Here is a 21,772-nt window from a genome sequence, read left to right on the forward strand (position 1 = left end):
TGGGCGTGGATCAGTAGGCGGTCCACGGCGCGTCGCCGCGGAGGGTGAAGGTCAGTGCGTCGTCGATGTCGGCGTACGCGGTGGCGGCATCGGCACCGACCCCCTGCAACACCGGCCAATGGAACGTGAAGCTGCGCAGATACAGCGGCAGCACGAGATACCGACGTGCGGCGATGTCGACGACGAGAGTCTTGCGCGCGTAGCGCGCCGGCATCCACCCGCCAATGAAGAAGCGCGAATCGGCCGAAAAGCCCAGCGCGCCGGCCCAGAAGAAACCGGGAACGGGCACGCCATCGATCTGCCCCTCGTAGAAGCTCGCGCCGTGCGGCGGCTCGCCCGCGTAGCGCAGCGCGACCACGTGCCGGCCGTCTGGCGATTGCAGATCGGCATCGCCCAGCCACATCGGCTGGCTCTCGCCATCGGGCGCGAACGCCAAGCGCGGCACCGTGGTCACGGCGTCGGCCCTGCGCATGGCCGGCGCACACCACGTCGCGTCATCGCGAACCGCAACAGCCTCACCACATCAGATCGTCGGGCACCTTGAACTGCGCGTAATAGGCGTCGTCCTCGGCGTTGGATTCGGACGGCGTTGCCTCCGCAGCCTGTCCGTGATCGACCACGATCAGTGCGGCATCGCGTTCGCGCACCTTGTCGGCCGCCGCACGCGGCAACAAGGCATAGCCCTCACCCAGCCGCGCGACGACCAATGTGCCTGCGGCCAGTTGCTTGCGCTGGGCCTCATCGACCAGCAGGCTGCGGATCGCACCATCGGCGGTGAACCGATACTCCAGTTGCCCGGCACGCGGCACCTGCTTGTCTTGGATGATCTGGCGCGCCTGCGCGACCAACTCGGCAGCGCGCGCCCGGGCCTTGTGCTCGGCGGCCAGCGCACGGTCGCGTTCGACCTTCTCCGCGCGTACGCGCTCGGCCTCGCGCTGGCTGTCCGTCGGCGCCGGCGCGCCCTTGCCGTGCCGCGCCTTGTGCTGCTCGCGCGCGACCTCGGCCACCTTGCTCTTCTTGACCAGGCCCGCCTTGAGCAGTTGTTCCTGGAGCGGGTTCGCCTTCGCCATGTCCGAAACGTCGTGTGGAATGTCGGGCCCCATGATACGGGGGACCATAGCCAGTCAGCGCTCCGGGTCGATCACCGCCTCCATCGCCGCGATCTCAGTACCACGTGCCTGGCAGTGCCTGGCTTCGTCCCTCCAGCCGCGCACCGCCACCCGTACCTCCTCGACGATCGTGCGCGCTCGCGTCTTGCTCAGACGGTAGTAGGCGCAGGTGTCCAGCAACAGCCGGGTATCGGGGGACGGATCGTCCAGGCCGATCGAAAGGACGTGCGTGTCCTTGTCCGGGTTGGGATTCACATCGAAGGCCGGGGCCAGGCGCCAGCCATCGGGCGCCCGCAGAAATCCGTGGTTACGCAGATGGTCGTCGCGATTACCGACCAGGACATTGAACACCGCGCGACGATAGAGCTGCGACAGATCATCGACGATCGCCGAGGCAACGCTCTGGTTTTCGATCGCGTGGGCGATCTCGACGTAGCTGATGTCCTCGCTGTCGTCCGCATCCAACAGCGTAAGCGCCGAGGCGTATGCATGGCGGTCGGCCCCACTCCGATCGAACCGGCGCACCGCATAGGTGGTGCCCAGGTTGGACAGAGACAGCGGACGTGCTTGAGGCATGTCGATGCCGGCCGCGCGCGCGAGGCGATAGGTCACGTACTCCCACAGGCCCACATCGTGCCGATCGTCGCTGGACGGGAACTTCGCAAGCCACAGTGTCTGATCGACATCGCGCACGCTCGCCTTGGGGCGGGCGCCGCCCAGCGACGCGCCCGGTGCCACCAATTGCCTGATCCACCTGGCGTCGAGTGCGCTGTCGTCGATGTCGTCGCGTTCCACGCGCACGGCGATCGCCTCCAGCGCACGCAACTCGGTCATCGGCGGCGCGCTGAGTTCACGATCGTCCAGATATCGGCCGTTGGCCGCGCGCAGCCGCAATGCGCCCATCCGGGAGGCATCGTGGATGCCAATCAGATAGTCCCACGGGCGCAGTGCTCGCACCCGCCGATTCTGTTCACGGGCGTCGATGACCTCGCGCCGATCCATGAGGCGTTTGCCCCAACGATCGGGCGAGCAATCGGTGAATGCACCGGTCAACGTGCTGGCGCCCGTGCGCGCGACATGGGGGCCGCGATGGAGCGGTAACTGCGGATCCAGCGCAAAGCTGCGGATCGGGGCTGTGCCGTCCACCCAGTCGTCGGCGTACTGGAACTGGAACGTGTCGCCGGTCCGGCTGGGCAGCCGGGCCAGGTGGCCGACCAACGCCTCGCCGCCGAGGCCAGCGGCATCCAACCAGACCTCGACCTGGTCGATCGCCTGAACGTCGGCAGCGGACGGGCTCACGACGTACTCACGCGACGTGCGGCGGGGCGACGCAGGCGACTGTCCTGCAGTTCGCGGCCGAGTTCGTCGTTGCGGGCCAACAGATCGATGTCCTGCTCCAGCCCCAGCGCCGTGAGCACGCGCAACATCGTGGCCAGGCTCGTCGCCGGATCGCCGCGCTCCAGCTTGCCGACCGTCGGTACGCTCACCCCGACCCGCGCCGCGAGCTCGCCCTGGGTCATCTGCCGGCGCATGCGCGCCGCGCGCAGCCGCGCGCCCAACGCCTGGATCTGGCGTTGGGCGCGTGGCATCGTCGGTGGCGTTCGCTTAGACATGGAAATTAAATTACATCTTTCCGGCTCGTAATGTAAATTAATTTACTCATCGTCCGAACCGTCAGTAGTTCACGTTCAACTTCACCCACGCGGTGCGGCCGGGCTCGTTGATCCGTACCGGGTCGGCCGGATAGCCGAAGTCGGCGCTGCCGGTCAGGTTCAGGTGCTCGCTGTAGGTCCGGTCGAAGACGTTGTCGATGCCGGCCGTCAGCTGCAGACGGTCGTTGATGCGATAGCCGCCGTTGAGGGCGAGTGTCGCGAAGCCCGCGCTGGCGTCGAGGTCGCGCCCCACCACGTTGCCCTGGCCAACCGCGATGCGGTCCTGGCTGGCGACCGCGCGCACCAGCGCCCCGAAGCTCCAGCGCTTGTCGTCGTAGCCTGCCGACAGGCGCGCCTCGAGCGGCGGCATCTGCGGCAAGGCCTGGCCGGTGGTGCGGTTCTCGCCCCAGGCGTAGGCGAGCGTGCCGCCGAACTTCCAGTGCGTCCACGGCCGGACTTCCACGCCCGCCTCGGCGCCGCGGATGTCGGCATCGACATTCGCCGCCGACGAGGTCATGCCCATCATGCCGCCGGCCGAGTAAGTGAACAGGATGTAGTCCTCGATGCGCCCCGCATAACCGGACACCCACGCATCCAGTTTCCGCGTGCGGTAGCGCACGCCGATGTCGAGCTGCGTGGTCTTTTCCGGTGCGATACCGGCAAAGGCGTTGGCCGCGCCCGTCGGTCCACGTCCGGGCGAGAACAGCTCCCAGTAGTCGGGCATGCGCTCGGTGTGGCCCAGGCCGGCGTACCAGCTGACCGGCGTGTCCTTGAGTTCTTGCTCGTAGCGCAGGAACCCGGCGCGCAGCGTTTCCTCGCGGGTCTGCCCGGCGGTCGGATTGGGCATGCCCATCATGCCGGCCGTGGCCCGTTCGTCGGTGGCCTTGGCGCGGTCGATGCGCACACCGCCGGTCAGGTGCCGGCCCGGCGGCAGGTGGCGCGTGCCCTCGGCGAACACGCCGGCGGTCTCGAAGCGCGCGTCGGTGGTCCAGGGCTGCGCTGCGTATGTGCCGCGGCCCATGCCCTTGCGCGCGCGATGCCGGCTTTGCTGCGTGTCCACGCCGGCCTGAAGGTCCCAGCCGGTCCACTTCCAGCCCAGCGCGATGCGCCCGCCGGTCGTGCGCCGGTCGACATTGGACGCCATCGGCATCGGCATCGCACTGGCGGGGTTCGGATCGCGCAGGGTGTAGTTGTCCATGACGTGGTCGGCGTGGTTGTAGAACACGCTGCTCTCGATCGCGTCGAGCGCGCCGCCCAGGGCGTGCTTTTCGAACCGCAACGTCGCGCTCTCGCGCCGAAACTGCGCACCGTCCATGCCGCGACCGGCGTAGCGCGCCTGCCCGTCGCCGACGCCGGCGTTGAGCTCGAGCACGGTGTCGGCATCGGGCGTCCAGCCCAGCGCGACATCGCTGTTCCACTTCTTCCACGACGAGGGCACCACGACGCCGTCACCGTCCTGGTAGTCGTCGGCTTCGGAGCGGTTGCCGCTCACGCGCACATAGCCCTGCGGCGTGCCGGCCACGACATCGAGCACCTGGTCGTTGCGGCCGTTCGAGCCGCCCAGCAGGCTGCCGTTGATGCGCACGCCCGGCGCATCGAACACCGGCGTCTCGCGCTCGAAGCGCACCGTGCCGGCCGAAGCGCCGGGGCCCCACAGCACCGTCTGCGGGCCCTTGATCACGACCAGGCTGTCGAAGGTCTCGGGCGAGACGTAGGACATCGGGTTGTCCATGCGCGAGGGGCAGGCGCCAGGCATGCTGCCATCGTTGGTGAGCAGGTTCAGGCGCGAGCCGAACATGCCGCGCAGCACCGGATCGCCATTGGTGCCGCCGTTGCGCAGTGCGGTGAAGCCGGGAATGGTCTTGAGGTAGTCGGCGCCATCGCTGGCCGGTACCGGCTGGCGCGGCAGGCGTGGATCGATGTCGTAGGTCAATGGTGAGACCGGCGCGGCGGTCACCAGCACCGCTTCGAGGTTGACGGGTTCGGGCAGGTCGTCGGCCTGGGCGGCGAGCGGCAGCGTCAGCGCGCAGGCGATGGCCAGGGCGGTGCGGGAGGCGGGTTGCGCCTGGGGACGTGTGGACAACATGGAAGATCTCCGGATCGAGCGTCGCCGGGCGGGCCGGTGACGCGTGCAGCTTCATCGGACGCAGGCCTGGCGGCCGGTCGCGACATCTGGATTCGGAATGCGGGCGTGAGCGGGCCCTGCGCCCTGCGTCACGCCGTTGGGGCGTGCGCATGGACGGTGCGCTTCAAGCCGGGATTCCGCGGTCAGGCGGCGACGGTGCGCGCTGGCGGGCCCTGCCCGCCGATGCCGCGGAGATTGGTCGCGGCGATGCGCCGGACCGAATGGAAGCGGAATGCGGGCGCTGCCGCCCATGCGGTCGGGGGCACCACGACCGGCACCTTGGACAGCAGCGTGAGATGTGAGGCGAGCGGGCAGTAGCCGCAGTGGCCATCCGCGCCCGCGTGGTCCCGCGCACCCTCGTGTGGGTGGTCGTCCGGGACAGCATGCCCTGCTGCGTGCCCGGCTGCGGCCAGGGCCATCGACATCTGCTCGGGATCGACCTGCACACTGCCCTGGAACCGGCTGATCCCTGGCGCCACCGCGAGCAGCAGCATCGCCAGCAGTGCGAGCCAGTGCCACGCCGAGGGTGTGGTGCGAGCGCGATCATGCCGCTTGCGCAACGCCGTCACGCGTGTCCCCACCGCATCGCACCGACGCGAGACCGGCAGTGCGGATCGCAGTGGACGAGGGCGGTGCGTGTTCATGGCTGCAGTGTCCGTGCAACCGGTCTTGCCCACCTTGACCACGATCAAGTACGCGCTGGAATCCCGCAATGGCGGCGAGCTTGGCGGCGCCGACGGCAGGCGCAAGCCGTCGGCCCGGGCCAGCCGACTCAGGGCAGCGCAGCAGGTCGCTCGAGCTTGACCGCCAACGGCCGCAGGAAGCGCTGGGTCAGCGGACCAACTCCGAATGCGAATACCAGCGTGCCCAGGCCCGCAGTGCCGCCGAGCAGCACGCCGACTGCCAGCGCCGTCAGTTCGATCCCGGTGCGCACGCTGCGGATCGACCAACCGGTGCGGCGGGCCAGGCCGGTCATCAGCCCGTCGCGCGGGCCCGGCCCCAGTTGTGCGCCCACGTAAAGCGCGGTGGCGAAGGCACAGGCGACCACGCCGCCGAGCATGTAGGCCCAGCGCAGCGCCAAGCCTTCGGGCACGGGCAGCCACAGCAAATGCAGGTCGGCGAACGGGCCCAGCAGCAACGTGTTCGCCAACGTGCCCAGCCCCGGCATCTGCCGCAGCGGGATCCATGCCAGCAGCACCGCCAGCGCGGTGACGACCATCACCATGCCAAACGACATCGGCACATGCCGCGTAGCGCCGAGGTGGAACACGTCCCAGGGCGAGGCGCCCACCGCGGCACGGATCATCAGCGCGATCGCCAGCCCGTAGATCCACAAGCCGATCAGCAACCGGCCCAGACGTTCTGGCAGGCGCCCGGCGCGCAACTGCGCAAGCGGGCCGAGGTTGGCAAGGGTCGTGGCGGAAGGGACGGACATTGGGGCCACGATGTCGGCAATTGGCCCTTTGCGATAGAGCCATTCGTGGGATAGTGGCCCCGCATGCAACGCAGCCTCGCCCCCGAACGCCTCGCCGCCTTGGTCGGCCGCCTCGATGCCGCCCCGGCTTACCGCGCGCTGTGCCAAGCGCTGCAGGAACTGATCGGCGACGGGCGCATCCCGATCGACACTCGACTGCCCAGCGAGCGCGCCGTCGCCGGTGCGCTCGGGGTGTCGCGCAACACCGTCACGCGCGCCTATGCCGAACTGGCATCGGCAGGGTTTGCGACCGCGCGCCAGGGGGCGGGGACCTTCGCTGCGGTCCCCATCACCCGGCGACGCGCGCACGACCACACCCTGGGCGCGTCGAAGTTCGCCGCCGACGCGATCGACCTCACTCGCGCGGCGGGCTCAGCGACACCGGGCACCGCGGCCGCATATGCGCGCGCGCTCGCGGCGCTGCCGGCCTACCTGTCGGGCGATGGTTACCTGCCGTCCGGCCTGCCGGCCTTGCAGGCACGGATCGCGGCCACCTACACGCGGCGCGGACTGCCGACGACGCCGAGCCAGATCGTGGTCACCGCCGGCGCGCTGTCGGCGCTTGCGATCGTCGCGCGCACGCTGTCGCGGCCGGGCGACCGCATCGCGGTGGACACGCCGGTCTATCCCAATGCGATGGGCGCGCTGACGCTGGGCGGCGCGCGGCTGGTCGCCGTGCCGATGGGCGATCCGCTCGGCGACGCCGGCTGGGACCTCGACGGTCTGGAGGCGACGTTGCGGCAGGCCCGGCCACGGCTGGCCTACGTCATCGCCGATTTCCACAACCCGACCGGCCTGCTGATGGACGCAGCCCAGCGCGCGCGCTACGCCACCGCGCTGGCGGCCACCGGCACCCAGGCCATCGTCGACGAGACCTTGCAGGCAACCGGGTTGTCGGACACGCCGATGCCGGCGCCGTTCGCCACGTTCGCGCGCGACGCGATCACCGTCGGCAGTGCCTCCAAGCTGTGCTGGGGCGGCCTGCGCGTGGGCTGGATCCGTGCGCCGCAGCCGCTGGTCGAGCGCCTGGTCGCCACGCGCGTACAGCTCGATCTCGGCAGCTCGCTGTTCGATCAACTGGTCGCCGTCGAGCTGCTCGACGACGGACCGATGCTCGCGGCCCGCCGCGAGCAGGTCCGCCGCCAGCGCGACGCGCTCGCACACGCGCTGCAGCACCACCTGCCCGACTGGCGCTTTCGTCTGCCGACCGGCGGCTTGAGCCTGTGGCTACGGCTGCCGCATGGCAGCGCCACGGCGCTTGCGGCGGCGCTCGAGCGCGACGATGTGCACCTCGCGCCGGGACCGGCATTCGCCGTCGACGGCGGCTTCGACCGCTGGCTGCGGATGCCCTACGCAAAACCCGAAGCGCAGTTGCTGGACGCCGTGCAGCGCATGGCGCGCCACTGGTCCGCGCTGCCGCATGCCCGCGCGCGGGGACAGCGCACGGCGTCCGCGCCACCTCTGATCGCCTGATCACGCCTCCACGGATGTGCAGCCCCGGGTCTGGCAAGCTCTTCGCCCCCGCCACCCCCACCTCCCTGTCCCCGCATGACGCTGACGCTCGACACCTACATCACCCTGCGCGATCCGCCGCCACTCGACGTGCCGCATGTGCACCACGCCCGCTGGGCGCGCAACGATCCGGCGCTGGCCACACACCTGCAGATGCGCATTGCAGAGGTCATGCAGGTCGCGCGCGAGCAGATGACGGCGCAGCGCTACCACACGTTCCGCCATCTGCAGCGCACGCACTGGCACCATCGGGTGGAGATCGCACGCGATGCGCTGCCGGCGTTCCAGCAGTGGGCGGAGGCGGCGAACGCGATCTACGCAGACGCCGATGGCGATCTCCATGCGCCGAACGGTCAGTGTCTGGTCGGCCATGCCGGCGCCGATCCCGATGCCGAGGCGCCCTATCCCGCAGACGCGCGGCATCGCCGGACGCGTACGTTGGAGGCCCTGGCCGCGAGGTCGCTGCGCGTGCCGGCGTCGCTGCCGCCCGTGATCGGCGAAGGCGAGGTCGTCCTGCGCAGCCCCGACGAAATGGCGGGCCGCATGCTGGCGCTGATGGCGGTGGCGATTCGCGGCGAAACCCTCAACGAAGGCGATCCGCTGCCGCTGGCCGACATCCGCGCTCGTCTGGCGGCCGGCTGGCCGGCGCTGTCGCCCAAGGAAGCGGCCTTCCTGCACGACGAGGCACCGACGCGCCAGCAGACCATCGATGCGGTGTGGCGCTACGAGGCACTGGCGGTCCTGCAATGGGCACTGGGACTATCGGAGGCGCTGCCGTTCCCGGACCGGATCTGCAATGTGCCCGACTGCGCGCAACGGGCGCTCGCCTGGGCCGACGGCACGCTGCCGGCACTGCCGACGCCGCGCCCGGCCGCCGAGATCCTCGATGCCCTCGACCTGCACCTGCGGTTGCACTGGCTGGTCCGCCAGGCACAGCTCGACAACCAGGCACCGGCCGGCGGCCTCATCGGCGGCGTAGTGACCGAGCGCCATCACGCGCTCAACTGGCTGGTGCGGTTCGAGGACGCCGACTGGGACGACGTCGACACACCGACCTGAGCCGGGCTGCGGCGCAAGGCCGCGCGGAACTCAGCGATACGGCCCGGGTCCCCGCCAGACCGGCTCGCCGCGGCGATAGACCTGCTGCATGTTGATGACCTCGCGCGCATCGCCAATGCCGGCCATGGCCGGGTCTTCCGGATCGAGCAGGCGGCACGGCCCCGAATCACGCCGCAGCGCCGTCTCCAGCGGGCAGGCCATGAGCTTGCGTGTGCCGGGCAACGGCAGGAACACCTCGGTCATGCCCTGGTCGCGCCAGGCCTGCAATCGGGTCTCACTGCGCAGGTCGTAATAGACCTGGTAGCCGCCCACCTCGAGGCTGGGATGGTCGGCGTCGGAATCGTGGCCGCGCGTGCGCCCGGCGGTCGGGCTGCGGGTCATGCCAGCATTCACCGGCGCGGTCTCGGTGGGCAGCATGCCCGGCGGCTGGCCCCAGGTGTGGTCGCGTCGCGGCGGCGCCGGCGGACTGGCGGCCTGTGCCTGCGCAGGCGCGGGTGTCGGGGGCGGCACCGCCTGCGGCGGCGCGGGCTGCGGTGCCGGGCGCGGTGGGTCCACCGGCACGTCCGCGGGCGCCTGTCTGTCTGGCGGTAGGGCCATCTCCGCACGTTCGACGCGCGTGGTCTGCAGGCGCGAGGCCGCCGGCGGCGGCGCGACCGGCGGGCGCACTGGCGGCGGCGGGCTGGGTGGCGCCTCGGCAGCCTGTGGTGGCGGGATGCCGATGAAGTCCACGACCATCCGGCTGCCGGACGAAGCGCCTTGCGGCGACGTCACGGTCACCGGCGTCGACGCCAGCAGAAGCAGCACCGCGAGCACATGCACCAGCAGGCTGCCCAGCGCGGCGAACCACGGCTGCAAACGTTCGAGACGGGGTTCGATTCGGGCGTCCGCGCGCCGCGCTGCACTGCTCATGCCGCCGGCAAGGCGTCGGGAAAGCGGACCTTCATGCGGATGCCAGGAGGGACGACCGGGGAGTGCGGCATCCTAACGCGAGCCGGCCCGTCATCGTCGCTTCGCCGCGCCGCCATCACGCACGGCTTGGGGCTTGGCGCCGGGTGTCGCGCCAAGCGCCAAACAGGCGGCGGTCCGGCATCCGCGCACCGGACCACCGCCACGCAGTTGGATCAGTCGCGCAGCTCGGCCGGCACCTTGCCGCCGTTCTCGGCCAGTTTGCGCATCACCGCCTTGTGCAGCGCGATGTTCTGCTCGGCGCTGCCATGCGCGCCCGCGGAGACGCCGAGCTCGGTGGCCAGTTCCTTGCGGGCGTCGAGACTGGAGTCGAGGTCGAGCAGCTTGAGCAGGTCGACGATCGAATGCCGCCAGTCGGACTTGCCGCCCTTTTCCTGCGCGATGCCGCTCAACACCGCTTCGACATCGACCGGCTCGGCGGCAGGTGCCGCAGGCGCCGGATTGCGCGCGGGCGGCGACACCTTGGGATCGTCCTCGCTGCCGGTGAAGACGACGGCCTTGGGCTGCTTGGTCTCGGCCGGCGGCGCGGGGGTGGCCTTACGGCCGAAGATGCGGTCGGTGATCTTGGAGAACAGGCCCATGGACATCGCTCCTGATGAGGGAACCGCAAGTGTGCGGCGGCGATCGCAAAGATCGTATGAAAGCGGCATGCCGGGCGCCGCCTGCCCACGATGCCGCGCGCATCGGCATCGGCGCGCGATGGAAGCGCGCATGGACGGACCGCGTCGCGCTTGACGCCCGATGCGCAATCGCCGATGGTCCTGCCGCGCATGCAGGCGCCGGGACAACGGGAGCGCCCCGCAACGGGCCGCCAGCGCACACAGGGGACATGGAATGACGACACGCATCATCGTGGGCTGGCTCCTGGCGTGCGTGCTGGGCACACCGCTGTCGGCCAGTGCAGGTCTGCCCACGATTGGCCAGCCACCACCCGATGTGATCGGTCTCATGCCCGATGGGGCGACCTATCGCATCAGCGAACAGCGCGGCAAGGTCGTCGTGATGGCCTTCTGGGCCTCCTGGTGCGGGTATTGCCGAAAGTACACGCCCGTACTCGAAGGGCTGCAGCGGCAAGTCGGCAAAGACCAGTTGGACGTCGTCCTGGTGAACTTCAAGGAAGACGTCCGCACCTATCGCACGCTGCGGCGCCAGCTCAAGGATCTGACGGTGACCTGGACCCACGACCATGACGGGGCGATCAGTGCGGCATACGGCGTCACCTCGGTCCCCTACGTCTTCCTCATCGACCGGCACGGCAACACGGCAGACATCATGCGCGGCTACTCTGAAGGCTCCATTCCGCGTCTCGTCGACCGGCTCAACGGTCTGCTCGCCGATAGCGGCCCTGCGAACGCACCCCATGCGTCGGCAGGAGACGCCGAGACGCCACCACCTGCAACGACCGCGGACTGAAGCTGACGCACAGTGGCAAGCCCGGGCTGCAGCGCGGATGTCGAATGCTCCCATTGCACGGCACTTGCCCGCGCGCGGGAAGTCGAACTCGGACGGGCCATCGTTTGCGAAGGCGACACGGGACGGCGATCGCGGGCTCAATACGGACTGGCCACCGGCCGCACGACCACTTCGCTGACATCCACATCCGCCGGCTGTTCCATCGCATAGGCGATCGCGCGTGCAACCGCCTCGGGCGCGATCGTGATGCGACGGAAATCGCGCATGCCCTCGGCCGCGCCCGCATGGGTGATCGTGTCGGCAAGCTCCGAAGTCGTGGTCCCCGGGCTGACCACGGTCACACGCAGGCGGTCGGTCTCCTGACGCAAACCTTCCGACAACGCCCACACCGCGTACTTGGTCGCGCAGTAGACCGCCGATGTGGGAAACACGCGGTGCGCGCCGATCGAGGCGACGTTGACCACGTGCCCGAAGCCCTGCCGCTCCATCGTCGGCAGCACCGCGGCAATACCGTGCAGGACGCCGCGCAGGTTGACATCGATCATCCGGTTCCATTCGTCGCGCTTGAGGGCCGACAGCGGCGAGAGCGGCATCACGCCGGCGTTGTTGACGATGGCGTCGATGCGGCCGTGCGCAGCGAGCGCGTGGTCGGCGAAGGCCTGCATGTCGTCGGGCGACACGACATCCAGCGCACGCGCCTGCGCGCGCCCGCCCGCAGCGACGATCTCGGCGACCAGAGCGTCGAGACGTTCGGTCCGCCGCGCGCCGAGCACGACGGTCGCGCCGCGGGCCGCGAGCTCGCGCGCCGTGGCGGCGCCGATGCCGCTGCTGGCGCCGGTGATCAGGATGATGCGGTCGGTCAGGGTCTGCATGAGACGGGCTCCAGTGGGGAGCGCCCACGGTAGGCGTCGTGCAACGCGGCCGGAATTCCCTGGCCGCTGGACGTATTGGTTAGGATGACTAACCAATGGACCTCGATCTCAACCTGCTGCGCGTCTTTCTCGCCGTTGCCGAAGGCCCCAACTTTCGCGCCGCCGCCGACCGGCTCGGGGTGACGCGCTCAGCGGTCAGCCAGGGCATCCGCCGGCTGGAGGATGCGCTCGGCATCGCGTTGGTCCACCGCTCCACGCGCAGCGTGCGCCTGACCGAGGCCGGCGAGCGTCTGCATCGCCAGGTCGTCACGCCGCTGACCGCATTGGGTACCGCGCTCGACGAAGCCGTCGACGACGGCCCGCCACGGGGCCTGTTGCGCGTGGCGGTCACCTCGATCGCCGAGCGCTTTTTGTCCGGGCCGCTGATCGCGACGTTCGCCCACGCCTATCCCGGCATCACATTGGATGTGACCGTCACCGACGAGACCTTCGACATCGTCGCTGCCGGCTTCGACGCCGGCGTGCGCCTGGGCGAGGTGATCGAGCAGGACATGGTCGCCGTGCCGCTGACCGGCCCGCAGCGCGAAGTCGCCGTCGCCGCGCCGAACTACCTCGCCCGCCACGGCGTGCCTGCGCATCCGCGCGACCTCGTCGCCCACCGCTGCATCGGCTGGCGCGTGACGCCAGCCGTCGCGCCGCACCGCTGGGAGTTCGTCGAGGACGGCCGCCCGTTCGACGTGCAGGTCGCGCCGCAGATCACCACCAACGACATGCTGCTGATGATCCGCACCGCACTGGCCGGCGGCGGCATCACCTTCGGTATCGAGGACACCTTCGCGCCCTACCTCGCACGCGGCGAACTGGTGCCGCTGCTGCAGGCCTATCTCCCGCCGTTCCCGGGCTTCTTTCTGTACTTCCCCAACCGCCGGCACCAGCCCCCGAAGCTGCGCGCGCTGATCGAGCATGTGCGAGCGTATCGGGAGAATGACCGCTGACGACGCCGGCATTGCGATCGCGGCGCCGTTGCCTCAACACCGATCCGGCGTAGAGCTGGGCACGATCGTAAAACGATCGAAGACGTAGACGGTGTCCTGCTGAGGGGGGCGGACCGCGCAGCGATCAGTCGGAACGCGCTTCGAGATGGCTGACAAGTTCGGGCAGGGCACGTTGCACGGTTTCCCATACCACGCCCATGTCGATCTCGAAGTATCCGTGCGCGATGCGATTGCGCATTCCCTTCATCCCCGCCCAGGGAATGCCGGGGTACCGTGCGATGCGCTCTGGGTACCGCTCGATCACTTTGGCCGCAATCTCACCGATGGTCAGCAAGTTCAACCGCTTGTTGGGTGCGAGGGTCGTCGAGGAACGCTTCGCGTGTCATGCCTTCCACGTAACCGCAGGCTTGGTGCGCCGCCCCACGCATGTCATCGAGCCAGCCCTCGAATCGGTCGGGGCTCACAGCGGCCGAGCTTCCCGCAACACGGTGTCCCGGAACCGGACCGGCAGATCGCCAGGCGTGCGCACGTCGACCGGGATACCGAGCAATTCCTCCAAGGTAACTTGCAGCCCGCCGAGGTCGAACAGCGTGGTCTCGGGCGTGGGGTCTACCAATAGATCGAGATCGCTGCCGTCACGATCGGTGCCATGGACCACCGATCCGTAAAAGCGCGGATTGGCGACCCGAAAGCGGCGCGCGGTGCCGCGCAAAGCGGTCAACTGGTGGCGGATGGCTTCGGAGGGTTTCATGGCCTTCTATCTCATCTGCGGAATATCGCATGCTCTGGCACAGGACCACGGTGACCCGGGTCGCTTGTCGGCATCTCGCAAAGCGGCCGGAACAGCGAGAATACTTCAGCCCTTCATAGCTGCACAGTCACCACTGTTAATGAAGAGATAGCGCCACGCGATCAGTGAACCGGGCAGCATCTGACCGCCCTCAGTGCTACTCGTGTGCGCAGCGAGACTGGATGTCCGTGACTTGCTGCAGGGTGACGGCTTCGACAGGCGTCGATGCTGGTGGGAACTTGAAATCGGCAGGGCTGGGCTACTCGTTCTGGGCTGGGATGCATGCCCTCTCGTGAGGACCGAGGCCTGTAGCAATAGAGCGCGGCCAGGACGACGTCGACCCCACTGCCCGGCCTTGGTACCCGGACGCGGACTAGCCCCGTCACACTGTCATTACCATCAGTGCCGCGCCGTCGTGCAGGCGTCGGGGTCGCGATACCGTAGACCGGCCGCTCCTTCCGTATACGACTATGCGATGGCGGCGCCTGTTCGACTAGTTTTTATGCATTTGATTGATAACTTTCCACGCCGCATCCGCCGCCGGCGAAAAATCCTATTTCGGATACAAGCTCAAGGCAACATATAACTCAGCTCCTTTTTGAATCGGATCCCTTGCCTCCAAATTCTGAACTAAATTTACCCTCTCATTAATACTAATGCACGGGTCAATTCACAATGCAAATTAGATCCCACTTGCAGTATCACGGCTTGACTGACTACTCGCTTAGCTTCATCTGCAATGAGCCAGGTGAGATAAGGCTTGGCGCCCGGTGGCTGATGCTACCGGGATTACTCATACGAATGCTGAAACCGCGTTGGGCCAGAATGCCTAGTTCCCGAACAGACTCGACACGCACATAGTCTTGCTCAAAGCGGGTCATGCTTGCGACATACTTACCATCTTCATGCACGTGCGGTGTTAGCAAGACACCCGGCTCGCTGCCGCGTGAGACCACGTAGAACATGGCGATTACTTCTGACATCTTCCATCCCCTGTATTGACGCTTATCATCTGGATCTAAGACATGTCATGAATGGCATTCGGCTCGAATGACTGCGAATTGACCAGTTCCAGACTATGTATTCCCACCATCTTGACCGCTACTGCCAGCCGAGCGTCGGCCGACTAACCGAGTATGGTATATATTTCGCAAACAGCGAGAGTCTGCACTCCGCTGATCCTGTCCGCAAAAGGTGATCCCGTTCTCTATATAGGAACACTATGATTCACTCGTGATCTGAGCGCAGCGTTGCGGAGCACCCCACAACAGCGCCTGCACTCACAGCGACCGTGCTTCATCCCCGAATCAGGAGCAAGTTCACTTCTCTGCTCGCCTCCGTCAGGCTCCGTCTCTTCGCGAACTCGATGCCGACCTTCTTGCCCATCGCGTCCAAATCGCTGCTGCTCGACGGTAACCGGATCCACGACATCCCGTCGTTCTATGACGAGATCAACCGCGTCTTCATGGCGGAGGTCGACTGGACGCTCGGGCCGAGTCTGGATGCGCTCGACGACATGCTCTACGGCGGGTACGGCGCGCTGGATGGCGATGCACCGGTGACGCTGGTGTGGTCGGCGTTCGAGAAGAACCGGCAGGACCTGGGCGTGGAAACGACGCGCCGCTTCCTGCAGGCCAAGCTCGCGCATCCCGAGCGCTTCAACGTGGCGCATGTGCAGCGCGAGCTCGATGCGCTGGAGGCCGGCACCGGGCAGACGTACTTCGATATCGTGCTGGAGATCCTCGCCGCGCATCCGAACATCGCGCTGGTCCCACGCTGAGGTACGCGCCGACCGCCGAGCCGCTATCCTTGCGCGCTCGTTCGATCCGCGCGGTCCGTCCAGGCCGTCCCGTTTTCCTGTACCGGCACGGCCATGTCCCTGACGTCCTTCCTGCGCGCGCGCGATATCGAGTTCTCGCTGCGGCGCTACGGCATCGAGGCGCTCAACGCGATGACGCTGGGCCTGTTCGGCTCGCTGGTAATCGGGTTGATCCTCAAGACCGTCGGCGGCTGGACCGCACAGGCCTGGCTGATCGACGCCGGCACGATGGCGCAGCAGGCGATGGGCGCGGCCATCGGCGTGGCGGTGGCCTACGGATTGAAGGGCCCGCCGATCGTGATCTTCGCCAGCGCGGCGACAGGCCTGCTGGGCGCCAAGCTCGGTGGGCCGGTCGGCTGCTTCGTCGCGGTCGCGGTGGGGACCGAGATCGGCAAGCTGGTCAGCCGCACCACGCCGATCGACATCATCGCAACGCCGGCCGCGGCCCTGGTCGCAGGCTTCGCCACCGCACACGCGCTGGCCCCGCTGATCGGCAACGTGCTGGCGGTGACCGGGCAGACCATCGAGTGGGCCATGACGCTGCAGCCGTTGCTGATGAGCGTGCTGATCGCGGTGACGATGGGGATGATCCTGACCGGCCCGACCTCGAGCGCGGCGCTGGCGATCTCCCTGGGCCTGGGCGGCCTGGCCGGCGGCGCGGCGACTGCAGGCTGCGCGGCGCAGATGGTCGGCTTCGCGGTCATGAGCTGGCGCGAGAACGGCGCGTCGGGGCTGCTCAGCCAGGGCCTGGGCACGAGCATGCTGCAACTGCCCAACATCGTGCGCAATCCGCGGATATGGATCCCGCCCACACTGGCGGGCGCCATCCTCGGCCCCGTCGCGACCCTGTGCTTCGGCATGCAGAACGTGCCGACCGGCTCGGGCATGGGCACCAGTGGCTTCGTCGGTCAGGTCGGCACACTGGCGGCGATGGGGAACGCGCCTTCGGTGTGGCTGTCGATCGGCCTGCTGCATTTCCTGGCGCCCGCCCTGCTGACGCTGGCCATCGCCGCGCCGATGCGCCGCCGCGGCTGGATCCAGCCGGGCGACCTGAAAGTCGACGCAAAACTCTGATCCGTACGATGCCGGGTCAGCGTGCGGGGGTCAGGTTCGCTTTTCCCGCAGTGATGTCGCAGCTGCTGTTTGGCTGTGGGACAAGCGAGCCTGACCCCGGTTTTAGAAGCGACTCTGACCCCGGTTTCAGGCCCAGAGTTGCTCGATGGTGTTCAGGGCCAGGCCTTGGGTCGGCGCGGTGGGGGCCTGGGAGATACAGCCACTGACGCCGAGATCTTCGCGCATGCTCTCGACCGCCTGACGCGCGGCGTCGACGGCGGCGGCGGCGTTCTGCGCGTCTTCGGCCGCAAGGGCGGCGGCGGCTTCGGTCACCGAGGTGGGGGTCTGTGCGGCGATGTCGGCCACGGTCTGCGCCGCCTGCGCGGTCTGCGATGCCGCCGCTTCGGCGCGCGACAGGGCGGCCTCGGCGGTGCAGGCATCGCCCACCTTCGCAGCCTCCGCAGCGACCTCGGCCGAGCTTACTGCCTCGGCCGAAGCCGGGCCCATCGATTCGACGGCGCTGGCGGCGGCATCGTTAGCCGCGGACTGCGCGGCATCGTTGGCGGCATCCGCTGCACCAGAACCACCCGAAACGCCGGAAGCGCCATCGGTCATGTCGTTTCTCCTGATCGGGAAGGGGCACCGCGTGCAAACGCGGTGGATGGCGGACAACTTAATTGCGGAAGTTGGGACCAGGATCTGGGGTTCGCCCTAGGGGCGCGGGCGCCGGTTCATTGTGGCGTCATCCAGTCCCGATCGCGCCACGACGGCGCAGACGTGGCCGAATGGCACCGTCCAAGCGCAGCGCTGCGCGTGCGCCGGTTTGCGTGCCGCCTCCCCGCCCGGTAGGGTGGTGCGGTGGTCATCCACACCGTGTGTCGTCCGGTGTCGTTTCGTCTTCCGCCACGCCTCCCCCTTCTATTCGAATCTCAAGGAGATCCTCATGGAGATCGCCGCTGCACGCGTTGCCAGCATCCACTACACCCTCACCAACGATGCCGGCGAGGTGCTCGACAAGTCGCCCGCCGGTCAGCCGCTGCGCTACTTCCACGGCGCCGGCAACATCATCCCGGGCCTTGAGAAGGCGTTGGCGGGGCGCAAGGTCGGCGACACGCTGACCGTCGACGTGCCGCCGCAGGAGGCCTACGGCGAGCGCAACGACGCGCTGGTCCAGGTGCTGCCGCGCGAAGCCTTCCAGGGCGTGGATACCGTCGAGCCGGGCATGCAGTTCCAGGCCCAGGGCGGCCAGGGCGCGGTGTTGGTGACCGTGGTGGATGTGACCGATACGCAGGTGCGCATCGACGGCAACCATCCGCTGGCCGGCCAGACGCTGCACTTCGCTGTCGAAGTGGCCGAGGTGCGCGAGGCCACCGAGGACGAGAAGAACGTCGGCCGCGTGCAGGGCTGACACCGCAATGCATCCCGGCCGCGCCATCGTGGCGCGCGCCGGTCCGTCTGCCCCCGGGCCCAAGGAGATCTCCGCGATGACGTTACTGCAATGGATCGGCCTGGGTCTGGCGATCGGCGTGGTCTACGCGGCCGTCCGCGCGGTATGGGCGCGCTGGCGCGGGCGCTGACCGCGTCCGCCGCGATGCGTTCGACGCGCGGTATCAGAGCCGCGCGATGCGGAACCGCCGCCCCTTGATCTTGCCTTCGCGCAGCCGTGCCAGCGCCTGTGCGGCCTGGCCGCGTGCGATCGCGACATAGCTGCGCGTCGCGAACACGTCGATCTTGCCGATCGCCTCCTTGTGCAGACCGGCCTCGCCGGTCAGCGCGCCGACGATGTCACCCGGCCGCAGCTTGTCGCTGCGGCCGGCGTCGATGCGCAGCGTGGCCATCGCCGCGGGCGGCACATTCGTCGCCTTGCCGGACAACGGCATCAGCGTCTCCCAGCGCAGCGGCTGGCCCAGGTGCGCTTCGATCGCCGTCGTGCGCGGCAGCTCCCGCGGCGTCACCAGGTTCAGTGCCAGCCCGGTGCGACCCGCGCGGCCGGTGCGGCCGATGCGGTGCACGTAGGTGTCGGGGTCGTGCGGCAGTTCGAAATTGATGACCGCCGCGAGGTCCTCGACATCGAGCCCGCGCGCGGCGACGTCGCTGGCGACCAGCACGGTGCAGCTGCGGTTGGCGAACTGCAGCAGTACTTCGTCGCGGTCGCGCTGCTCCATGTCACCGTGCAGCGCGAGCGCCGCGAAGCCGTAGTGCGCCAGCGAGCCGGCGACCTCGGCCACGTCGGCGCGGGTGTTGCAGAACACCACCGCCGACTCGGGCCGATAGCGCAGCAGCAGCGCGGCCAACAGCGGCGCGCGGCGCGCGGGTTCGACCTCGAAGCAAAGTTGATCGATGGCCGGGGCATCGGCGTCGCCGCCGATGCCGATGCTGACCGGGTCGCGCAGCATCGCCGCACCCAGCGCGCGGATGTCGTCGGGAAACGTGGCCGAGAACAGCAGACCCTGGCGGGTCTTGGGCGTGCGTCCGACGATGTCGCGGATCGGTTCTTCGAAGCCCATGTCGAGCATGCGGTCGGCTTCGTCGAGCACGAGCGTGCGTATGTGCCGCAGATGCAACGCCTTCTTCTTGGTCAGTTCCTGGATGCGTCCGGGGGTGCCGACAACGATGTGCGGATCGTGGGTCAGCGACGCGAGCTGCGGACCCAGCGGAATGCCGCCGCACAGTACCGAGACCTTCAGGTTCGGAATGCCGACTGCGAGCCGACGCAGTTGGCGCGCGACCTGGTCGGCGAGCTCGCGCGTGGGGCACAGCACCAGCGCCTGCGTTTCCACGCGCGCCGGATCGAGCCGCTGCAGCAGGCCGAGCCCGAACGCAGCGGTCTTGCCGCTGCCGGTGGGCGCCTGCGCGATGGTGTCGCGGCCGTCGAGGATGGCGGGCAACGCCTGCGCCTGGATTGGCGTCATCGCCGTGTAGCCGAGGGCAGCGACGCCCTGCAGCAAGGCGGGCGACAGCGGGAGGGTGGAAAACGCAGTGGGCTCGGTCATGCGCACATGATCGCAGGCGCGGGCCGTGTGCGTGGCATCGGCGTCGCGGGCGAAGCGTCACGACAATGGCCGCACGCGGCTCGGCACCCAATCCTGTCTGGTGCTTCAAGGCCACCCATGTTCGGGCGCATGCCGCTTGCACTCGCGTCAGTGATACTTTAGTGTCACTTTCATGCGCACCGAACTCGTCACGACGCTCAAGCGGCAGGCCACCGAATTGCTGGCCGACATCGAACGGGACAGGCAGCCGATCCTCATCACGCAGCATGGTCTGCCCGGCGCCTATCTGGTGGATGTGGAGAGTTACGAGCGCATGCAGCAACGCATGTCGATCCTCGAAGGCATCGCACGTGGCGAACAGGCGATTGCCGAAGGCCGCGTCGCAAGCCACGACCAGGCCAAGGCACGTCTGGCTCGATGGCTGAAGTAATCTGGTCGGAGCCAGCGATCGCCGACCTGGACGCCATTGCCGACTACATCGCGATCGAAAGCCCGCGGGCTGCGGCGGAGTTCGTGGCGCGCGTATTCGCCCACGTCGAGCCACTCGCCGATCATCCGGCCAGCGGTCGCCGCCCGCCCGAGTTGCCCGGCTCGCGCTACCGAGAAATCGTTGAACCGCCGTGCCGTGTCTTCTATCGGCATGAGGGTCCACGCGTGCTCATCGTCCACGTCATGCGTTTCGAGCGCCTGCTGCGCATCGAAGATCTCGGCGTCCGCGCAAAGGCCCCGAAGCGCCCTCGCGATTGATCCGCCCGCTCAGGCGTACAGCGTGGCCTGCGCGTCGTCCTCGACGATCGCATGCGGCACGAAGCGGGCGCTGTCGCGGGTGATCGGGCCGTCGTCCTCGCGGATGCCGATGCCGCAGGCGACATCGCCGACGACCCAGCTGCCGACCAGCGGATAGTGGCCGTCGAACTGCGGCAGTGGGTGCAGTGCCTGGCGGATGCACGGACCGGCATAGGGGCCTTCGCTCTCGAGCCAGCGGCCATCAGGCAGATGCATGGCCACGTTGGCGCCTTCGCGCGAATGCAGCGGCTTGCGCACCCAGCCGGCCGGCAGCGCACCGCCGTCGTCGAACGCTGCGGCCAACAGGTTGGGATGGCCCGGGTGGCGCTCCCACAGCAGTGGCAGGATGCCCTTGTTGCTGAGCAGCGCCTTCCACGGCGGCTCGAGCAGGCGCAGACCCGATCCAGGCAGTGCGCGGCCGAAGTCCTCGGCGAACAGGTCTTCGAGCGGATAGAGCTTGAACAGCGTGCCGATCACGGTGTCGTCGAGGTCGGTGAACCGCCCGTCGTCCGACAGCCCGACATCCTCGATCGCGATCGGCGCGCCGTGCAGGCCGGCCTGGGCGGCGCAGTCGCGCAGATAGTCGACCGTGCCCTGGTCTTCCTCGGAATCGCGCGAGGCGGCGAACAACAGCGGCGGCGGCAGGTGCGTCGACAGCGCGCCGAAGCGCTCGACCAGCGCCTCGTGGATCGAATTGAACTGGTCGGCCTCGGCCGGCAGGCGCCCGGCTTCGCGCTGGTCCTCCAGCCACTGCCACTGGAAGAACGCGGCCTCGAACAACGAAGTCGGGGTGTCGTAGTTGAGCTCGTAGAGCTTGGCCGGACCCTGGCCGTCGTAGGCGAAGTCCAGACGCCCGTAGAGATGGCCCTCGCGGCGGCGCCAACTCTCGGCGACCCAGTCGCGGAACGGCGCGGGAATCGCCAGCCGCTGCATCAGCGCATCGCTGCCGGCGATCTCATCGACCAGGTCGAGCGCCATTGCATGCAGCTCGGCGCTCGGATCCTCGAGATCGCTCTCGATCTGGCGCAGGGTGAACGCGTAATAGGCGCGTTCGTCCCAATAGCGGGCGCCATCGATGGTATGGAAGCGGAAACCGCTTTCGGCAGCGCGTGCGCGCCAGTCGCCGCGCTCGACGATCGGGATCCGCCGCACGC

General features: G+C 68.5%; 23 protein-coding genes and 1 pseudogene. 9 read left to right on the forward strand and 15 right to left on the reverse strand.

Annotated features, from left to right (window positions below):
- Window positions 1-10: 10 nt before the first annotated feature.
- The 7 genes from BEN78_05975 to BEN78_06005 form a co-directional block, all read right to left on the reverse strand.
- The gene (locus tag BEN78_05975; protein ASR42991.1) at window positions 11-472 is read right to left on the reverse strand and encodes a hypothetical protein; all 462 of its coding nucleotides are present in this window, start codon (window positions 470-472) and stop codon (window positions 11-13) included.
- 43 nt (window positions 473-515) lie between these two features.
- A complete protein-coding gene (locus BEN78_05980; GenBank protein ASR42992.1) occupies window positions 516-1,070 on the reverse strand; it encodes a nucleoprotein/polynucleotide-associated enzyme in 555 nt (184 codons plus the stop codon).
- Between the two features lie 54 nt (window positions 1,071-1,124).
- Window positions 1,125-2,378 (reverse strand): hypothetical protein, encoded by a 1,254-nt coding sequence (locus BEN78_05985; GenBank protein ID ASR44954.1) that lies wholly within the window; start codon window positions 2,376-2,378, stop codon window positions 1,125-1,127.
- A gap of 26 nt (window positions 2,379-2,404) precedes the next feature.
- Window positions 2,405-2,722 (reverse strand): transcriptional regulator, encoded by a 318-nt coding sequence (locus BEN78_05990; protein ID ASR42993.1) that lies wholly within the window; start codon window positions 2,720-2,722, stop codon window positions 2,405-2,407.
- 61 nt (window positions 2,723-2,783) lie between these two features.
- Complete coding sequence (locus tag BEN78_05995) at window positions 2,784-4,847, reverse strand: TonB-dependent copper receptor (protein ASR42994.1); 2,064 nt, start codon at window positions 4,845-4,847, stop codon at window positions 2,784-2,786.
- A gap of 182 nt (window positions 4,848-5,029) precedes the next feature.
- Window positions 5,030-5,578, reverse strand: coding sequence for a hypothetical protein (locus tag BEN78_06000; GenBank protein ID ASR42995.1), 549 nt, complete (start codon window positions 5,576-5,578; stop codon window positions 5,030-5,032).
- A gap of 80 nt (window positions 5,579-5,658) precedes the next feature.
- Complete coding sequence (locus BEN78_06005; protein ID ASR42996.1) at window positions 5,659-6,321, reverse strand: hypothetical protein; 663 nt, start codon at window positions 6,319-6,321, stop codon at window positions 5,659-5,661.
- Between the two features lie 63 nt (window positions 6,322-6,384).
- Here BEN78_06005 and BEN78_06010 point away from each other — a divergent pair, with 63 nt between their 5' ends.
- Together BEN78_06010 and BEN78_06015 are read left to right on the forward strand one after the other, a co-directional pair.
- Window positions 6,385-7,833 (forward strand): GntR family transcriptional regulator, encoded by a 1,449-nt coding sequence (locus BEN78_06010; protein ID ASR42997.1) that lies wholly within the window; start codon window positions 6,385-6,387, stop codon window positions 7,831-7,833.
- Between the two features lie 75 nt (window positions 7,834-7,908).
- Window positions 7,909-8,931: a hypothetical protein gene (locus BEN78_06015; protein ASR42998.1), complete on the forward strand. Its 1,023-nt coding sequence runs from the start codon at window positions 7,909-7,911 to the stop codon at window positions 8,929-8,931.
- 30 nt (window positions 8,932-8,961) lie between these two features.
- Here the strand turns inward: BEN78_06015 and BEN78_06020 are convergent, their stop codons facing one another.
- Both BEN78_06020 and BEN78_06025 read right to left on the reverse strand, forming a co-directional pair.
- Entirely contained in the window at window positions 8,962-9,840 is an 879-nt protein-coding gene (locus BEN78_06020; GenBank protein ASR42999.1) for a hypothetical protein, read from the reverse strand.
- 212 nt (window positions 9,841-10,052) lie between these two features.
- Complete coding sequence (locus BEN78_06025) at window positions 10,053-10,478, reverse strand: hypothetical protein (protein ASR43000.1); 426 nt, start codon at window positions 10,476-10,478, stop codon at window positions 10,053-10,055.
- 253 nt (window positions 10,479-10,731) lie between these two features.
- Between BEN78_06025 and BEN78_06030 the strand changes: the two genes are divergently transcribed.
- Window positions 10,732-11,310: a hypothetical protein gene (locus tag BEN78_06030; protein ASR43001.1), complete on the forward strand. Its 579-nt coding sequence runs from the start codon at window positions 10,732-10,734 to the stop codon at window positions 11,308-11,310.
- A gap of 137 nt (window positions 11,311-11,447) precedes the next feature.
- Here BEN78_06030 and BEN78_06035 read toward each other — a convergent pair whose 3' ends face one another.
- Window positions 11,448-12,182: an oxidoreductase gene (locus BEN78_06035; protein ID ASR43002.1), complete on the reverse strand. Its 735-nt coding sequence runs from the start codon at window positions 12,180-12,182 to the stop codon at window positions 11,448-11,450.
- 95 nt (window positions 12,183-12,277) lie between these two features.
- Here BEN78_06035 and BEN78_06040 point away from each other — a divergent pair, with 95 nt between their 5' ends.
- The gene (locus BEN78_06040; protein ASR43003.1) at window positions 12,278-13,177 is read left to right on the forward strand and encodes a LysR family transcriptional regulator; all 900 of its coding nucleotides are present in this window, start codon (window positions 12,278-12,280) and stop codon (window positions 13,175-13,177) included.
- Between the two features lie 124 nt (window positions 13,178-13,301).
- On the opposite strand, the pseudogene BEN78_06045 reads toward BEN78_06040, so the two are convergent.
- Window positions 13,302-13,641 (reverse strand): annotated as a pseudogene (locus BEN78_06045) (hypothetical protein).
- Window positions 13,638-13,928 (reverse strand): nucleotidyltransferase, encoded by a 291-nt coding sequence (locus tag BEN78_06050; GenBank protein ID ASR43004.1) that lies wholly within the window; start codon window positions 13,926-13,928, stop codon window positions 13,638-13,640. Before BEN78_06050 ends, BEN78_06045 begins: the two are co-directional and overlap by 4 nt.
- Before the next feature lie 1,405 nt (window positions 13,929-15,333).
- On the opposite strand from BEN78_06050, the gene BEN78_06055 reads away from it, so the two are divergent.
- Together BEN78_06055 and BEN78_06060 are read left to right on the forward strand one after the other, a co-directional pair.
- On the forward strand, window positions 15,334-15,747 hold the full coding sequence (locus BEN78_06055) for a ribonuclease inhibitor (GenBank protein ID ASR43005.1): 414 nt from the start codon (window positions 15,334-15,336) through the stop codon (window positions 15,745-15,747).
- Window positions 15,748-15,840: 93 nt separating this feature from the next.
- Complete coding sequence (locus BEN78_06060; GenBank protein ID ASR43006.1) at window positions 15,841-16,860, forward strand: PTS sugar transporter subunit IID; 1,020 nt, start codon at window positions 15,841-15,843, stop codon at window positions 16,858-16,860.
- A 126-nt stretch (window positions 16,861-16,986) separates the two neighbouring features.
- On the opposite strand, the gene BEN78_06065 is transcribed toward BEN78_06060, so the two are convergent.
- A complete protein-coding gene (locus tag BEN78_06065; protein ID ASR43007.1) occupies window positions 16,987-17,454 on the reverse strand; it encodes a hypothetical protein in 468 nt (155 codons plus the stop codon).
- Between the two features lie 328 nt (window positions 17,455-17,782).
- Here BEN78_06065 and BEN78_06070 point away from each other — a divergent pair, with 328 nt between their 5' ends.
- Window positions 17,783-18,247, forward strand: a complete 465-nt coding sequence (locus BEN78_06070; protein ID ASR43008.1) for a peptidylprolyl isomerase — start codon at window positions 17,783-17,785, stop codon at window positions 18,245-18,247.
- A gap of 202 nt (window positions 18,248-18,449) precedes the next feature.
- On the opposite strand, the gene BEN78_06075 is transcribed toward BEN78_06070, so the two are convergent.
- Window positions 18,450-19,832 (reverse strand): ATP-dependent RNA helicase DbpA, encoded by a 1,383-nt coding sequence (locus tag BEN78_06075; protein ASR43009.1) that lies wholly within the window; start codon window positions 19,830-19,832, stop codon window positions 18,450-18,452.
- Window positions 19,833-20,004: 172 nt separating this feature from the next.
- On the opposite strand from BEN78_06075, the gene BEN78_06080 reads away from it, so the two are divergent.
- Together BEN78_06080 and BEN78_06085 are read left to right on the forward strand one after the other, a co-directional pair.
- Window positions 20,005-20,262: a prevent-host-death protein gene (locus BEN78_06080; GenBank protein ASR43010.1), complete on the forward strand. Its 258-nt coding sequence runs from the start codon at window positions 20,005-20,007 to the stop codon at window positions 20,260-20,262.
- The gene (locus BEN78_06085) at window positions 20,250-20,579 is read left to right on the forward strand and encodes a plasmid stabilization protein (protein ID ASR44955.1); all 330 of its coding nucleotides are present in this window, start codon (window positions 20,250-20,252) and stop codon (window positions 20,577-20,579) included. Before BEN78_06080 ends, BEN78_06085 begins: the two co-directional genes overlap by 13 nt.
- Window positions 20,580-20,588: 9 nt before the next feature.
- On the opposite strand, the gene BEN78_06090 is transcribed toward BEN78_06085, so the two are convergent.
- Window positions 20,589-21,770 (reverse strand): hypothetical protein, encoded by a 1,182-nt coding sequence (locus BEN78_06090; GenBank protein ASR43011.1) that lies wholly within the window; start codon window positions 21,768-21,770, stop codon window positions 20,589-20,591.
- Window positions 21,771-21,772: the final 2 nt, after the last annotated feature.

Source organism: Xanthomonas citri pv. mangiferaeindicae, from assembly GCA_002240395.1.
In the GTDB taxonomy this organism is placed as follows: domain Bacteria; phylum Pseudomonadota; class Gammaproteobacteria; order Xanthomonadales; family Xanthomonadaceae; genus Luteimonas; species Luteimonas citri_A.

Bases quoted from the DNA above. Each gene is read 5' to 3' on its own strand.
- BEN78_06060 (ASR43006.1), top strand. From the start codon at position 15,841: ATGTCCCTGACGTCCTTCCTGCGCGCGCGCGATATCGAGTTCTCGCTG.
- BEN78_06085 (ASR44955.1), top strand. From the start codon at position 20,250: ATGGCTGAAGTAATCTGGTCGGAGCCAGCGATCGCCGACCTGGACGCC.
- BEN78_06010 (ASR42997.1), top strand. From the start codon at position 6,385: ATGCAACGCAGCCTCGCCCCCGAACGCCTCGCCGCCTTGGTCGGCCGC.
- BEN78_06080 (ASR43010.1), top strand. From the start codon at position 20,005: ATGCGCACCGAACTCGTCACGACGCTCAAGCGGCAGGCCACCGAATTG.
- BEN78_06075 (ASR43009.1), bottom strand. From the start codon at position 19,832: ATGACCGAGCCCACTGCGTTTTCCACCCTCCCGCTGTCGCCCGCCTTG.
- BEN78_06065 (ASR43007.1), bottom strand. From the start codon at position 17,454: ATGACCGATGGCGCTTCCGGCGTTTCGGGTGGTTCTGGTGCAGCGGAT.
- BEN78_05995 (ASR42994.1), bottom strand. From the start codon at position 4,847: ATGTTGTCCACACGTCCCCAGGCGCAACCCGCCTCCCGCACCGCCCTG.
- BEN78_06050 (ASR43004.1), bottom strand. From the start codon at position 13,928: ATGAAACCCTCCGAAGCCATCCGCCACCAGTTGACCGCTTTGCGCGGC.
- BEN78_06020 (ASR42999.1), bottom strand. From the start codon at position 9,840: ATGAGCAGTGCAGCGCGGCGCGCGGACGCCCGAATCGAACCCCGTCTC.
- BEN78_06040 (ASR43003.1), top strand. From the start codon at position 12,278: ATGGACCTCGATCTCAACCTGCTGCGCGTCTTTCTCGCCGTTGCCGAA.
- BEN78_06055 (ASR43005.1), top strand. From the start codon at position 15,334: ATGCCGACCTTCTTGCCCATCGCGTCCAAATCGCTGCTGCTCGACGGT.
- BEN78_05990 (ASR42993.1), bottom strand. From the start codon at position 2,722: ATGTCTAAGCGAACGCCACCGACGATGCCACGCGCCCAACGCCAGATC.
- BEN78_06015 (ASR42998.1), top strand. From the start codon at position 7,909: ATGACGCTGACGCTCGACACCTACATCACCCTGCGCGATCCGCCGCCA.
- BEN78_05975 (ASR42991.1), bottom strand. From the start codon at position 472: ATGCGCAGGGCCGACGCCGTGACCACGGTGCCGCGCTTGGCGTTCGCG.
- BEN78_05980 (ASR42992.1), bottom strand. From the start codon at position 1,070: ATGGCGAAGGCGAACCCGCTCCAGGAACAACTGCTCAAGGCGGGCCTG.
- BEN78_06005 (ASR42996.1), bottom strand. From the start codon at position 6,321: ATGTCCGTCCCTTCCGCCACGACCCTTGCCAACCTCGGCCCGCTTGCG.
- BEN78_06035 (ASR43002.1), bottom strand. From the start codon at position 12,182: ATGCAGACCCTGACCGACCGCATCATCCTGATCACCGGCGCCAGCAGC.
- BEN78_06030 (ASR43001.1), top strand. From the start codon at position 10,732: ATGACGACACGCATCATCGTGGGCTGGCTCCTGGCGTGCGTGCTGGGC.
- BEN78_06025 (ASR43000.1), bottom strand. From the start codon at position 10,478: ATGGGCCTGTTCTCCAAGATCACCGACCGCATCTTCGGCCGTAAGGCC.
- BEN78_06070 (ASR43008.1), top strand. From the start codon at position 17,783: ATGGAGATCGCCGCTGCACGCGTTGCCAGCATCCACTACACCCTCACC.